The organism is Rossellomorea sp. ABR4_004 (assembly GCF_056159585.1).
In genome coordinates this window covers 1,743,441-1,757,605 of sequence record NZ_JBSWVM010000001.1, presented here as the reverse complement: position 1 = coordinate 1,757,605, position 14,165 = coordinate 1,743,441, and the positions used below count along the sequence as shown (strand labels likewise).

At 44.2% G+C, this 14,165-nt stretch carries 14 protein-coding genes; all 14 read left to right on the top strand.

The annotated features are described in order from the left end of the window. The first annotated feature begins 53 nt into the window (after positions 1-53). Positions 54-695 carry an HD domain-containing protein gene (locus tag ACXAF2_RS09065; RefSeq protein WP_475138252.1) on the top strand — a complete coding sequence of 214 codons (642 nt, stop codon included), beginning with the start codon at positions 54-56 and terminating at the stop codon, positions 693-695. Between the two features lie 72 nt (positions 696-767). Next, positions 768-998 carry a CsbA family protein gene (locus ACXAF2_RS09060; protein ID WP_475138251.1) on the top strand — a complete coding sequence of 77 codons (231 nt, stop codon included), beginning with the start codon at positions 768-770 and terminating at the stop codon, positions 996-998. Between the two features lie 598 nt (positions 999-1,596). Next, complete coding sequence (uvrB, locus tag ACXAF2_RS09055) at positions 1,597-3,579, top strand: excinuclease ABC subunit UvrB (protein ID WP_475138250.1); 1,983 nt, start codon at positions 1,597-1,599, stop codon at positions 3,577-3,579. 7 nt (positions 3,580-3,586) lie between these two features. Then, positions 3,587-6,460, top strand: coding sequence for an excinuclease ABC subunit UvrA (gene uvrA / locus ACXAF2_RS09050; RefSeq protein ID WP_475138249.1), 2,874 nt, complete (start codon positions 3,587-3,589; stop codon positions 6,458-6,460). Positions 6,461-7,029: 569 nt separating this feature from the next. After that, positions 7,030-7,344, top strand: a complete 315-nt coding sequence (locus ACXAF2_RS09045; RefSeq protein ID WP_113970834.1) for a magnetosome magnetite crystal formation protein family — start codon at positions 7,030-7,032, stop codon at positions 7,342-7,344. A gap of 22 nt (positions 7,345-7,366) precedes the next feature. Next, entirely contained in the window at positions 7,367-8,500 is a 1,134-nt protein-coding gene (locus ACXAF2_RS09040) for a DUF4097 family beta strand repeat-containing protein (protein WP_475138248.1), read from the top strand. A gap of 21 nt (positions 8,501-8,521) precedes the next feature. Further along, on the top strand, positions 8,522-8,725 hold the full coding sequence (locus tag ACXAF2_RS09035; RefSeq protein WP_475138247.1) for a PspC domain-containing protein: 204 nt from the start codon (positions 8,522-8,524) through the stop codon (positions 8,723-8,725). Beyond that, a complete protein-coding gene (locus ACXAF2_RS09030) occupies positions 8,725-9,081 on the top strand; it encodes a phage holin family protein (protein ID WP_475138246.1) in 357 nt (118 codons plus the stop codon). The genes ACXAF2_RS09035 and ACXAF2_RS09030 overlap by 1 nt, the downstream gene beginning before the upstream one ends. 105 nt (positions 9,082-9,186) lie before the next feature. Then, complete coding sequence (locus tag ACXAF2_RS09025; protein WP_475138245.1) at positions 9,187-9,837, top strand: alpha/beta hydrolase; 651 nt, start codon at positions 9,187-9,189, stop codon at positions 9,835-9,837. A 143-nt stretch (positions 9,838-9,980) separates the two neighbouring features. Beyond that, on the top strand, positions 9,981-10,916 hold the full coding sequence (gene hprK, locus ACXAF2_RS09020) for an HPr(Ser) kinase/phosphatase (protein ID WP_475138244.1): 936 nt from the start codon (positions 9,981-9,983) through the stop codon (positions 10,914-10,916). Between the two features lie 68 nt (positions 10,917-10,984). Further along, entirely contained in the window at positions 10,985-11,821 is an 837-nt protein-coding gene (gene lgt / locus ACXAF2_RS09015) for a prolipoprotein diacylglyceryl transferase (protein WP_475138243.1), read from the top strand. Between the two features lie 19 nt (positions 11,822-11,840). After that, a complete protein-coding gene (locus ACXAF2_RS09010; protein ID WP_475138242.1) occupies positions 11,841-12,806 on the top strand; it encodes a nucleoside recognition domain-containing protein in 966 nt (321 codons plus the stop codon). Next, positions 12,778-13,428, top strand: a complete 651-nt coding sequence (ppaX, locus tag ACXAF2_RS09005; protein WP_475138241.1) for a pyrophosphatase PpaX — start codon at positions 12,778-12,780, stop codon at positions 13,426-13,428. The genes ACXAF2_RS09010 and ppaX overlap by 29 nt, the downstream gene beginning before the upstream one ends. After that, positions 13,425-13,964, top strand: coding sequence for an acyltransferase (locus ACXAF2_RS09000; protein WP_475138240.1), 540 nt, complete (start codon positions 13,425-13,427; stop codon positions 13,962-13,964). The genes ppaX and ACXAF2_RS09000 overlap by 4 nt, the downstream gene beginning before the upstream one ends. Positions 13,965-14,165 lie beyond the last annotated feature (201 nt).

Below are 14,165 nucleotides of genomic sequence, written 5' to 3'. Positions count from 1 at the left end.
TCAACTTGATACTATTTTCATAAAATAAAGTCGATCAACGAGAGGAGAATAACATGGGAATTCATCATTATTTTAAGAGCTTATCGGATCTAGAAACCCTCATTCGCTGTCCGGGGCGATTTAAGTATCATGAGCATAACGTAGCCAGCCACTCGTTTAAGGTGACCAAAATTGCACAGTTTTTAGGAACGGTGGAAGAACAGAGCGGGAAAGAAATTGACTGGAAAGCACTATATGAAAAAGCTTTGAATCATGATTACGCGGAACTTTTCACAGGTGATATCAAGACCCCTGTAAAGTATGCATCGGGAGAGTTGCGTGAGCTCTTCAGCCAGGTAGAAGATCAGATGGTCAATAAATTCATTACGACAGAATTTCCCCCGCCATTTCAAGAAGTGTACAGAGAACGCTTTAAAGAGGGGAAAGACGATACCCTTGAAGGAAGGGTCCTATCTGTCGCAGACAAAATTGATCTTCTGTATGAATCCTTTGGAGAAATTCAAAAAGGGAATCCGGAACCTCTATTTATTGAGATCTATCAAGAAGCCCTGTCGACTATTGTGAAATACAAGGACCTGGAGTGCGTACAATACTTCTTGGAATACATCCTGCCTGATATGCTTTCTGAAAAATTCATCCCTCATAGTGAGTTGAAGGAAAGGACCCAAAGATTAATTCAGCAGGGTGAGGAGTAGGAAAACCCTTTCCAGATAGGGGAAACTTCGGTAGAATATGTGTTATTCCCTTATCCTTAAGGAGAGTTGAACGTGTCTAAAATCATTTTAGGTTTATTTTTACCAGGCTTGCTTGTCGTTCTGTTCACACGGGTAACGTATAATCATTATGTTGGATTGATCTTGACCGTAGCCCTCATTGCGGCGTCGGTTTCAAAGGGTTATACGGATTCATGGTTCCTTATTGTCGTGGATGCCGCTTCGTTGACCGTCGGATTCTGGTATAGCGACCGGATGATGAAAAGAGCGAAGAGAAGTGCATAATTTTTGGTGACAGATGAATAGAAGTATTTAAAAACAGGCTCTATCTTTTAAAAAAAGATAGAGCCTGTTTTTATCCCGTAGAGCTTTCATATATTCCTTTGAAAACGTCGGGAGGGAAATGATGTGGAAAGAAATATCTTAATTGTGGATAAATAAAGAATAGTGTGAATAAGCAAGGGGGTGGACCTGTTATTCACAGATTGAATCCGCATTCATCAACATTGTGCACAAGAAATTTGACGAATTGTGAATAAGTTTAGGTATTTTCCACAAAGAATATCGACTTATACACATAGTTGTACACAGGGTGTGTATAGAAATGCTCGGATTATGTCGAAAACTTCTTATATGCTCCTTGCTGCCTCCCGTAAAATGTCGAAATTATGATTTAGGCCTTTAAACTGTTCCTTCTTAAAAAGTTATCCACAACCAAGATGGTGTTATCTCTACAAAAATAAAAAACGAACTTTTGTTCGCTTATTGTTGGTTAATACTGTAGGAAATGTGGTAGAATGTGTATAGAAGAATGGACAGTGTTTAAGATGGATATAAGTAGGTAAATACAAGGTAGCAGTCCTTTATAATAGGAGGTTTCACGGTGAAAGATCAATTCGAGCTCAAGTCTAGATATAAACCAGAGGGAGATCAGCCCCTGGCAATTGAAAAATTAGTTCAAGGCATAAATGAAGGGAAACGTCATCAAACCTTACTTGGAGCTACAGGGACAGGAAAAACATTTACTGTCTCCAATGTGATCAAGCAGGTTGAAAAGCCGACCCTCATCATTGCTCATAATAAAACATTGGCGGGGCAGCTCTACAGTGAATTTAAAGAGTTTTTCCCTGATAACGCCGTTGAATATTTTGTCAGTTACTATGACTATTATCAGCCGGAGGCATACGTTCCTCAAACGGATACGTTTATCGAGAAGGATGCAAGCATCAATGATGAAATCGATAAACTCAGACACTCCGCCACATCTTCTTTGTTTGAGCGAAAAGATGTCATCATCATTGCCAGCGTCTCCTGTATTTACGGTTTAGGTAACCCGGAGGAATACCGGGAGCTCGTTCTTTCCCTGCGTACAGGAATGGAAATCGAACGAAATCAATTGCTGCGTAAGCTTGTGGATATCCAATATGAACGAAACGACATCGATTTTCAGCGTGGAACCTTCCGTGTGCGAGGCGACGTTGTGGAAATTTTCCCGGCTTCCCGGGATGAACACTGTATGCGTGTAGAGTTTTTCGGAGATGAAATTGACCGGATTCGTGAAGTGGATGCCCTGACAGGTGAAATCATGGGCGAACGAGATCATATCGCGATTTTCCCGGCTTCCCACTTCGTAACCCGTGAAGAAAAATTGCAGGTGGCCATCAAGAACATTGAAAAAGAACTTGAAGAGCAATTAGTCATCATGAAAGAAGAAAATAAACTGCTCGAGGCACAGCGTCTGGAGCAACGGACACGTTATGATCTTGAAATGATGAGGGAGATGGGCTTTTGCTCGGGGATTGAAAACTACTCCCGTCACCTCACACTAAGGCCGTCAGGATCGACTCCGTACACTCTTCTGGACTATTTTCCAGACGATTTCTTAATTGTGGTCGACGAGTCCCATGTGACATTACCTCAAATCAGGGGGATGTTTAACGGGGACCAGGCCCGTAAAAAGGTGCTTGTGGATCACGGCTTCCGTCTGCCTTCAGCCATGGACAATCGTCCCCTGCGCTTTGAAGAGTTTGAGAAGAAAACCCAGCAGCTCCTCTATGTTTCGGCAACTCCAGGACCATATGAGTTGGAGCATAGTCCTGAGATGGTCGAGCAGATCATTCGTCCAACAGGACTGCTGGATCCGATTATCGAGGTACGTCCCATCGAAGGGCAAATTGATGATCTGTTAGGTGAGATCAATGAACGGATCGAGAAAAACGAGCGTGTCCTAGTGACCACCTTAACGAAAAAAATGTCCGAGGATCTCTCGGCATACTTAAAGGAAATAGGTATTAAAGTTCAATATTTGCATTCAGAAATCAAAACCTTGGAACGGATTGAAATTATTCGAGACCTCCGCCTAGGTAAATATGATGTATTAGTGGGAATCAACCTGCTTCGTGAAGGATTGGACATTCCCGAAGTATCGCTCGTCACCATATTGGATGCCGATAAAGAAGGCTTCTTGCGTTCTGAACGTTCCCTCATCCAGACGATTGGACGTGCAGCTCGTAATAGTAATGGTAAAGTCATCATGTACGCGGACAAAATGACCGACTCTATGCAAAAAGCACTGGATGAAACAGAACGTCGCCGGACGATACAGGAAGAATATAATGAGAAACACGGCGTTACCCCGACGACCATACAAAAAGAAATCCGGGATGTCATCAGGGCAACTCATGCCGCAGAAGAAGCAGGGGTTTATGAAGGAGAACAGACAAAAGTTTCGAAAATGTCTAAACCGGAGCGACAAAAACTTATTGCTAGCTTAGAAGTGGAAATGAAGGAAGCAGCCAAGGCATTGGACTTTGAGCGAGCTGCACAGCTTCGTGATACCATTCTTGAGCTCAAGGCGGAAGGATGAACGAACTATGGCGCGAGATCAAATAATCGTACAAGGAGCTAGAGCTCATAATTTAAAGAATATAGATATTAAAATCCCCCGGGATAAACTGGTCGTTTTAACGGGGCTTTCAGGTTCAGGTAAGTCATCCCTTGCCTTTGATACTATTTATGCAGAAGGACAAAGACGTTATGTCGAATCCCTTTCTGCCTATGCCCGTCAATTTTTAGGTCAAATGGATAAGCCTGATGTCGATGCCATCGAAGGATTGTCCCCGGCGATTTCCATCGATCAGAAAACAACGAGTCGTAATCCACGTTCGACTGTAGGAACGGTAACCGAAATTTACGATTATCTAAGACTGTTGTTTGCAAGAGTGGGGAAACCGATTTGTCCAAATCACGGGATCGAAATCTCATCCCAAACAATTGAACAAATGGTCGACCGTATTCTTGAATACCCGGAAAGAACGAAGCTTCAAGTTCTGGCACCTGTTGTATCAGGCCGTAAAGGAACTCATGTGAAGACCCTTGAAGAAATCAAGAAGCAAGGGTTTGTTCGAGTGCGTATCAACGGAGAAGTCCAGGACCTTGGAGAAGAAATCTCCCTGGAAAAAAATAAAAAGCACTCCATCGAAGTGATCATTGACCGAATCGTCGTGAAAGATGGTGTGGCAGCTCGTCTGTCTGACTCGCTTGAAACTGCACTTAGACTGGCAGACGGTCAAGTAATCATTGATGTAATAGGTGAAGATGAACTTTTATTCAGTGAGCATCACGCCTGTCCATACTGTGGTTTCTCTATCACAGAGCTTGAGCCAAGAATGTTTTCCTTCAATAGTCCATACGGTGCCTGTACAAGCTGTGACGGATTGGGAACAAAACTTGAGGTGGATAAGGAGTTGATCATCCCAAATTGGGATCGCACTTTGAACGAGCATGCGATTGCACCGTGGGAACCGACAAGCTCCCAGTACTATCCGTCTCTTCTTAAGGCTGTATGTGATCACTATGAAATTCCGATGGATATGCCAGTAAAGGACATTCCGAAACAACAAATGGATAAGGTCCTATATGGATCGGGCAAAGATGACATTTACTTCCGTTACGAGAACGATTTCGGCCAGGTTCGTGAAAACTATCTTCGTTTCGAGGGAGTCATCCCGAATGTTGAGCGCCGTTACCGTGAAACAAGCTCTGATTATATCCGTGAACAGATGGAGAAATATATGGCGCAGCAGGATTGCCCGACTTGTAAAGGCCACCGTTTAAAAGAAGAGAGTTTAGCCGTAAAAGTAGATTCTCTTCATATAGGGGAAGTAACGGCCTTTTCGATTGAAGAAGCAGAGGAGTTTTTCCAAAAGCTTGAGCTATCGGAAAAAGATATGAAGATTGCCAATCTTATTTTAAGGGAGATTCGTGAACGCCTCGGATTCCTGGTCAATGTTGGACTTGAGTACCTCACATTAAGCCGGGCAGCAGGAACGCTATCTGGGGGAGAGGCTCAACGGATTCGATTAGCGACTCAAATCGGTTCACGTCTGACGGGGGTTCTCTACATACTTGATGAGCCGTCCATCGGATTACACCAGCGGGACAATGACCGACTGATCGACACCTTAAAGAATATGAGGGAAATAGGAAACACCCTGATCGTAGTCGAGCATGATGAAGATACGATGATGGCAGCTGACTACCTCATCGATATCGGACCCGGAGCGGGTGTTCATGGGGGAGAAGTGGTGTCTGCTGGAACACCACAGGAAGTGATGGATGACTCGAACTCATTAACGGGTCAGTACCTTTCAGGGAAGAAGTTCATCCCTCTTCCGCAGGAAAGACGTAAACCGGATGGCCGGTATTTGGAGATTGTGGGAGCGAAAGAAAATAACCTGAACAACGTCAAAGTGAAGCTGCCATTAGGAATTTTCACAGCTGTGACTGGAGTATCGGGATCCGGCAAAAGTACGCTGATCAATGAAATCCTGCATAAGTCACTGGCTCAAAAGCTTCACAATGCGAAATCAAAACCTGGTGAGCATAAAGAAGTGAAAGGGATGGAACACCTTGATAAGGTCATCGATATCGATCAATCACCGATCGGTCGTACCCCAAGATCCAACCCGGCAACTTATACCGGGGTATTCGATGATATCCGGGATGTATTTGCCACAACCAATGAAGCGAAAGTACGTGGCTATAAAAAGGGCCGTTTCAGCTTTAATGTTAAAGGCGGACGTTGTGAAGCATGTCGCGGAGACGGGATCATCAAGATCGAAATGCACTTCCTTCCTGATGTGTACGTTCCATGTGAAGTTTGTCACGGGAAGCGATACAACCGGGAAACGCTTGAAGTGAAATACAAAGATAAAAATATTTCTGATGTCCTTGAGATGACAGTCGAAGACGCAGTGAAATTCTTTGAAAACATCCCGAAGATCAAACGTAAGCTGCAAACCATCTTTGATGTCGGACTTGGCTACATCACATTAGGTCAGCCTGCCACTACGTTATCAGGGGGAGAAGCCCAACGTGTGAAGCTTGCTTCAGAATTGCATCGTCGTTCTACCGGCCGCTCTCTCTACATTCTGGATGAGCCGACAACCGGACTTCATGTGGATGACATCGCCAGACTTTTAGTTGTTCTTCAACGCCTTGTTGAAAACGGAGATACGGTCCTCGTCATCGAACACAATCTCGATGTCATTAAAGCAGCCGATTACCTTGTAGATCTTGGCCCTGAAGGTGGGGACAAAGGTGGTACGATTGTTGCCAGCGGAACCCCTGAAAAAGTGGCCGAAGTACAAGGTTCTTACACAGGAAAATACCTGAAACCTGTGCTTGAGCGCGATCGTGAACGGATGAAGAAGAAGATTAGGGAAAAAGAAGAAGTAACCAATTAAAGATAGAGGGAGATGCTTTATGTATCTCTCTTTTTCGTTTGGGGTGAAAATGCAGGCAAGGTTTTTAAAGATGTTTTTGTTTCTATGTAGTCATTAAGTAATTCATGCTTAGAAAGTTGATTGTAGCGGAAGGTGCTCGACTCCTGCGGGAATAGCGGGAAAGTACTAAAAGCAGAGGCGGCTCGACCAGCCCCGACAAGCATAAGATGAATGGACCGGGAAGGCGTTTTTTGCCTTCTTGGGCCATTTAGCTTATGACCTCGAGGGGCTAGCCGCTGGAGCTAGACAGTTGAGACCCCACAGGGCAAAGCCCGAGGAGGCTCAACTCACGCCCCGCGGAAAGCGAGCACCTGGAGCGGAAATCAAGTACTATTTACTTCTTTTTAAAAGGGCCTGAAAATGATGCCTGTTAATGGTGGCACCACCAAAACCACAACTCCATACCTACCTAAAATCAGCCTCAAGTTGGAGTGAAGAACATTCCCTCTATGTGAAAATAAGATTACAAACAAATGCATTGAAACCTTTTGCTTCACGTATCGTAAATAATAGTAGAGGAGATGATGAAGATGGAGACCAATAAGGTATTATCAGCCCTGTGCTATTTCAGTATATTTTTTGCAGGCTTCCTTTTTCCGCTGATCGTTTATTTTGTATCAGATAATCCTTATGTGAAAAAGGACGCAAAAGCTGCCTTTTTATCTCACTTATTACCGGTCGTTGCGGTGCCCCTTGTGATTGCAGGCTTGTTTTTGGATATGGGGGTTTTCGCGAGTGGTGCGGGATTGCCGATATTCACCGTCATCATGATCGGTTTAGCCATATTACTCAGTGTTGTCGTGGTCATTTGGAATGTGTATAAAGGCATTAAAGTACTTTTATAATCAACAAAGGGGATGAAAGAGTATGAATGAAGAACGTAAACGCATTTTGGATATGTTGGAAAATGGGACGATTTCGGCACAGGAAGCAGTGGCATTATTGGAAGCACTCGACCAAAAGCCAAAAACATCAAAGGAAAAGCCAAAGGAAAAAGATTTCCTTGATGAATTTGTGTCCATCTTTCAAGAGGATAAAAAGGGTGATAAAGAACACTCTACTCATTCGGGAAACCCGAAAGATAAGCTTCTTGATTTCATGAATAGTGCGTTGAACAAGATTAAGAATTTTGATTTCGATTTCCAGTGGAATCAATCGGTGGAGCTGTCTCATGTGTATCAGCAGCCCATCACGGATTTCGAGAAAATCGATGTGGATGTGGCCAATGGAAAGGTGGAACTGATCCCTTGGGATGGTGAAGAAGTCCGTGTGGAGTGTGAGGCAAAGGTTTATCGTACGGAAGATCATGAAGAAGCGAGAAAACAGTTCATGGAGAATACGTCCTTTGCTGTAGACGGGGATACACTGTATTACTCCACGCAATTAAAATGGATGAAAGTGGACTCTAAACTCTACATTCCGAAGCATCAATATAAAAGGATTTCTGTCCGTTTATTCAATGGAGGGTTAAAGGCAGAGCATTTAGATGTCCAGGATCTTCGTGCCAAGGCTGCTAATGGAAAGATTCACATCGATCACCTGACAGCGAAAAAAGCAGAAGTGGAAACATCCAACGGTGCGATTTCAATCCTGAACGCCAAGGCCCACCATGTTGAAGCAGAATCCATTAACGGAAAGGTCCATGTCGAAGGGGATATCTCAATCTCAGATGTGCAATCCCTGAACGGAAACGTGGTTTGTGCCTTGACCGGGGAGAAAGCCGATACGCTTCACGCAAAGACGGTAACGGGCAACATCGATTTATTCGTTCCTGAAAACATCAACATTTCCGGAGAGGCAAAATCAAACTTTGGTGGTTTTAAGCTTGAACTGCAGGGTATTGATGTATTGGAAGAAAAAAATGAAGTGGTCCAAAAGTCGATTCGTTTCAGTCGTAAAACCGATTCAGACGATAAGCTTCATCTTTTTGCGGAAACAAAAGCAGGATCTGTCCTCATAAAAAAGCATGAACAGAAGAATGTTAATAAGGACAACGCATAAGATGAGAAAGAAGGAATAGCGATGAGAAAACAATTAGCACGATCAAGGTCTGACAGAAAGCTCGCCGGGGTGATTGGAGGTTTGTCCCGGTATGTGGGGATCGATGCAACGATTCTAAGGGTGATTTTCATCGTCCTGCTCATACCGACGGGATTCTTCCCTCTGGCCGTCGTATACGGTTTATTGGCCTTCGTGCTGCCAAATGAGGAGGAAGCCATCAAATAATGAGATGGATTATTGGAATTTTAATCAATGCAGTAATCTTTATTGCATTGGCAGGATTTTTTGAAGGATTTGAAGTATCCGGGTTTGGGGCAGCGGTAGGAGCCAGCTTTATTCTTTCGGTACTGAATGTTCTGGTGAAACCGATTTTGATTATCCTGACTCTGCCGGTGACGATTTTATCTCTGGGGCTGTTTCTCTTCGTCATTAACGCCATTACGTTACTGCTGACGGATGGTCTGATGGGAAGCAGCTTTGAGTTATCCGGCTTTGGTATGGCTTTACTGGCATCGATTATTTTGTCCCTTGCCAACCTGGTGATTCAAAAAACGGTGATGGATCCGATGAAAGAGAAGTAATTAGGAAAAGACTCCGGCTTGATTGTAGAGCCGGAGTTTTTTTGTGGGTAAAAAAGGGGGTTTCTTTATTAGTATAGAAATAATTGGAAAGAGGAGGGGTGAATCATGAAATTTACATCGGATGTAATGAAGGGGTATCGGGACATCGAAGTACCTTACACGTTAATATCCCAAGTAGAAGAGGCGGAAGGAATCGCCATCATCATGCCAGGGTTGGGATACACTGTGCAGGCACCTTTACTTCACTATTCAACGGGAATCTACTTACATAAAGGATATGATGTGCTACATATTAACTATCAATATACAACACCCGACTATGAAGGATTTTCTATGGAAGAAGTAGATGATGCGTTAAAGTACGATGTGAAGGAAGTCATCGATCAGGTTTTACAAGATAAAAACTATTTACATATTCACCTGGTGGCTAAATCATTTGGCACCATCGCATTAAGTAATGAATTAACAAGAGAATCTTTTCAGGATGCAAAACTCATCTGGTTAACCCCGTTACTAAAAGAAGATGAGGTATTTCAAGCGATGCTGGGTAGTGAGCAGGAAGGTATCTGTATTATTGGAGATGCGGATCGTCACTATGAAGAAGCTCGATTCCATGAATTAAAATCGAATCACCGCCTGCGCATGCATCTAGTAAAAGGGGTCAACCACAGCCTTGAACATGATTTTCAAGTCCTCGATTCCATATCCACACATAAAGAGATCATGTCGATCATCGACGCATTTATAAAAGCGTAGCCGTGGCTGCGCTTTTATTCATTTGTTTCTTGGCTCGCCTCCAAGTAAGCTGCCTTGCGCTTTTTTCTATAATTGCTAAAATAGGTTAGAGTAAGAATCGTTTATAAATATGAAGCGAGTGTAACGTGAAGGAGGAGCTGCATGTGGCAAAGGTCCGCACGAAAGATATTGTCGAGAAGTTTAAATTAGAGCTTGTCGGTGGAGAAGAAGGCTTACATAGACCCATTACAACGAGTGACATTTCCCGTCCAGGCTTGGAGATGGCCGGTTATTTCAACTACTATCCTGCAGAACGGATACAACTATTGGGAAAAACCGAGTTGTCTTTTCTGGAGTTATTAGATGAAGCAGAACGTAAGCGCAGAATGGAGGCGCTCTGTACAGATATTACGCCTGGAATCATCATTTCAAGAGACCTGGAGATCCCGCCTGAATTAGTCGAAGCAGCGAATCGTTATGATGTTCCTGTCATGCGTTCTTCCATGAAAACAACCCGATTCTCTTCGAGGCTGACAAACTATCTGGAAAGTAAGCTTGCCCCAACAACGGCGATCCATGGTGTACTGGTCGATATTTATGGAGTCGGAGTGTTGATCACCGGAAAAAGTGGAGTTGGTAAAAGTGAAACCGCTCTTGAACTAGTGAAAAGAGGCCATCGCCTTGTAGCGGATGATTGTGTCGAAATTCGCCAGGAAGACATGGATACGCTCATCGGCAGTTCTCCTGAATTGATTGAACATCTGTTGGAAATCCGCGGTTTGGGGATCATCAATGTCATGACATTATTTGGTGCAGGAGCGGTCCGCAGCCATAAGCGCATTACCCTTTGCATCAATCTCGAGCTATGGGATAAAACGAAACAGTACGACCGCCTTGGACTGGAAGAAGAGACGATGAAAATTATCGATACGGATATCACTAAATACACCGTACCTGTTCGTCCCGGACGAAATCTCGCGGTTATCATTGAGGTGGCTGCCATGAACTTCCGTCTGAAACGAATGGGCGTAAATGCAGCAGAGCAATTTACAAACCGGTTGTCTGATGTGATTGAAGATGGAGAGAATGAAGATATCTAATCCTTACATAGAACGTGAATGAAGTTAACATTCACATGCTATCTTAATGGAAAAAAAGGAGAGACAAAATGAACGAGAACATTACGCCAATCGATCCCATTGCCATTTCACTCGGCCCGATCCAAGTACATTGGTACGGTGTCATCATCGGACTTGGGATTGCATTAGGACTCTATTTAGTCATTCGTGAGAGCAAAAGACTCGGCCTTCACCCCGATACATTCATCGATTTGCTCGTTTGGGCGATCCCCATCGCAATCATTTGTGCCCGTGCTTATTATGTCATCTTTGAATGGGATAATTATTATGCCGATCACCCCGGGGATATCATTAAAGTCTGGAATGGTGGAATTGCCATCCATGGTGCATTGATCGGTTCTGTCCTCACTACGATTGTGTTTGCCAAAATAAAAGGGCTGTCGTTCTGGAAACTTGTTGATATTGCAGCACCGAGCATTATTTTGGGTCAGGCAATCGGTCGCTGGGGGAATTTTGTAAACCAGGAGGCCCATGGTGGAGAAGTCTCCCGTGCGTTTCTTGAAAATCTGATGCTCCCTGATTTCATCATTAATCAAATGTATATCAATGGAGTGTACTATCACCCAACATTCCTTTATGAATCTCTTTGGAGTTTTGCCGGGTTGATTCTTCTTCTTGTCCTGAGAAGAAAAGCGAGCAGTCTTCGTCGTGGAGAACTGTTCTTAACATATGTGATTTGGTATTCCATCGGTCGATTCTTTGTTGAAGGATTGAGAACGGACAGTTTGATGATGGCGTCTTTACGATTCGCACAAGTGATTTCGATTGTTCTTATCATTGGAGCGATCGGTGTATTCTTTTACAGAAGAAAAGCCGGCCTTGCGAAGAAGGCATACGATGAAAAGACGGATAGCGTAAACGCTTAACAAAAGGAGAGTAGGGCATATGTGGATGTCATCTTTGAAAAATGGCGGACTTACAGGCTTGAAAACAACGTGGTCACTGGGGAAGGTCATCTTTCCGGTCACGCTGATCGTGTTTTTGCTTCAATATACACCTGTCCTTCCTTGGGTCATGGAAAAGATTTCTCCGTTCATGAAACTTATCGGGCTTTCAGGTGATGCGGCGATTCCTCTAGTATTGGGCAACTTTCTTAACTTGTACGCAGGAATCGGTGGAATCCTATCCCTTGATTTAACGGTGAAAGAAGTATTCATCATTGCCGTGATGCTCTCCTTCTCTCATAATTTACTCATTGAATCAACGGTAGCCGCGAAGGTGGGCGTGAAGATTTGGCTGATTGTCGCTGTAAGGGTCGGGTTGGCCCTGGTATCGGCGGTTGTTATCAATCTGGTTTGGAACGGTGGATCTGAAATCGCCAAGTACGGAATGATGCCTCCACAACAAGTCGAGCCGGACGGGTGGGGGGAAATCATACTCCTGGGACTTGAAAAAGCAGGATTTGGTGTCCTCCAATTAGCTCTTATCGTCATTCCTCTTATGATGATTATTCAGGTGATGAAAGATTTGAAATGGATGGATGTTTTTTCACGCTGGATGTCCCCTGCCACCCGGGCACTTGGGATGAATGCAAATACATCATCCACGATGGTAGCGGGACTCGTCATCGGGCTGGCATACGGAGCGGGAGTCATGATCCAGGCAGTAAAAGAAGATGGAGTGAGTAAGAAGGATGTCACGATCGCCTTCATCTTTTTAGTCGCATGCCACGCAGTGGTGGAGGATACGTTAATCTTTCTTCCACTCGGCATCCCTATACTGCCCCTTCTGATCATCAGGCTGGTCACTGCCATTTTGTTAACGATGGCGGTTGCCTACATTTGGAACAGGGTCGATGCAAAGAAAGAAAAGGAGAGACATTATGAGCAGGATTACAACAATATTATTTGACTTAGACGGAACATTGATCAATACCAATGATTTAATCATTTCATCCTTTTTGCATACATTGAATCATTATTATCCAGGGCAATACGAGGAGAAGGACGTTCATCCTTTTATGGGTCCACCATTGGAAGAGTCATTTGGAGGGTTGGATCCAGATCGTATGGGAGAGATGTGTGCCCACTACCGTGCTTATAATCATGAGCATCATGACGCACTAGTGACTGAGTTTGAAGGGGTGTATGAAACCGTTCAAGCCCTCTACGAAAATGGATATAAATTAGCAATTGTCTCAACGAAAGTCCGTGATGTTGTGTTAAAAGGACTGGACCTTATGAATCTTCGTCCCTTCTTTGAAGTCATCATCACCCTGGATGAAGTAGAGAACGCTAAACCTCATCCTGAACCGATTGAGAAAGCTCTCGTGGCATTGGGGTCCCCGCCTGAAGAAGCCATCATGATCGGGGACAATCACCACGACATTCTAGCCGGGAAAAATGCAGGAGTGCTGTCGGCAGGTGTCGCGTGGAGTGCAAAGGGAAGAGAGCATCTGGCTCACTACGAACCGGACTTCATGCTGGATAATATGAAAGACTTATTACCGATTGTTGGAGTTCCGACTGCATGAGACGAACGACCCGCTACCCTGTAGAAGGAGCAAATTCTCTCTGGCATGTTTACAAAACCGTTCCTTTCGGGAAGGTCGTCAAAAATTTCATCGTGATTCAACTGGCAAGGTACACACCCTTTTTGGGGATGAAAAACTGGTTGTACAAGACTTTTTTGAGGATGAAAATCGGTGAACATACGTCATTTGCCCTTATGGTGATGCTTGACGTGATGTTCCCGGAGAAAATATCGGTTGGGCGTAATACGGTCATCGGGTACAATACGACGATCCTCGCCCATGAATACCTGATCAAGGAATACCGATTAGGTGATGTGAAAATCGGTTCGGAAGTCATGATCGGGGCCAACACCACGATATTACCGGGGATTCAGATTGGAGACGGAGCCATCGTATCGGCAGGGACCCTCGTACATAAAGACGTCCCTGCAGGAGCGTTCGTCGGTGGGAATCCCATGCGGATCATCTACACCAAAGAGGAACTTGCCGAACGCTGGCGAGAAGATGCCATCTACGGATTGAAAAGAGAAGAATAAGGGAAAAGGCAAAGATAGATTGAGTTCTATTGTTGCCTTTTTTTTGTTTTGTAAAAGATGTTTTCTAATAGATTGAAGTTTTTATGATTTTTTATTTAAGAAACCGATACTCAGAAAGTTGATTGGAGCGGAAGGCGCTCGACTCCTGCGGGAGAAGCGGGACAGGTGAGACCCCGCAGGAGCGCAGCGACGAGGAGGCTC

What these genes read in the sequence shown, in the direction of transcription:
- ACXAF2_RS09010 (WP_475138242.1), top strand. Translation starts at nt 11,841, where the DNA reads ATGTGGATGTCATCTTTGAAAAATGGCGGACTTACAGGCTTGAAAACA.
- ACXAF2_RS09045 (WP_113970834.1), top strand. Translation starts at nt 7,030, where the DNA reads ATGGAGACCAATAAGGTATTATCAGCCCTGTGCTATTTCAGTATATTT.
- ACXAF2_RS09025 (WP_475138245.1), top strand. Translation starts at nt 9,187, where the DNA reads ATGAAATTTACATCGGATGTAATGAAGGGGTATCGGGACATCGAAGTA.
- ACXAF2_RS09035 (WP_475138247.1), top strand. Translation starts at nt 8,522, where the DNA reads ATGAGAAAACAATTAGCACGATCAAGGTCTGACAGAAAGCTCGCCGGG.
- ppaX (WP_475138241.1), top strand. Translation starts at nt 12,778, where the DNA reads ATGAGCAGGATTACAACAATATTATTTGACTTAGACGGAACATTGATC.
- lgt (WP_475138243.1), top strand. Translation starts at nt 10,985, where the DNA reads ATGAACGAGAACATTACGCCAATCGATCCCATTGCCATTTCACTCGGC.
- ACXAF2_RS09030 (WP_475138246.1), top strand. Translation starts at nt 8,725, where the DNA reads ATGAGATGGATTATTGGAATTTTAATCAATGCAGTAATCTTTATTGCA.
- ACXAF2_RS09000 (WP_475138240.1), top strand. Translation starts at nt 13,425, where the DNA reads ATGAGACGAACGACCCGCTACCCTGTAGAAGGAGCAAATTCTCTCTGG.
- ACXAF2_RS09065 (WP_475138252.1), top strand. Translation starts at nt 54, where the DNA reads ATGGGAATTCATCATTATTTTAAGAGCTTATCGGATCTAGAAACCCTC.
- uvrA (WP_475138249.1), top strand. Translation starts at nt 3,587, where the DNA reads ATGGCGCGAGATCAAATAATCGTACAAGGAGCTAGAGCTCATAATTTA.
- ACXAF2_RS09040 (WP_475138248.1), top strand. Translation starts at nt 7,367, where the DNA reads ATGAATGAAGAACGTAAACGCATTTTGGATATGTTGGAAAATGGGACG.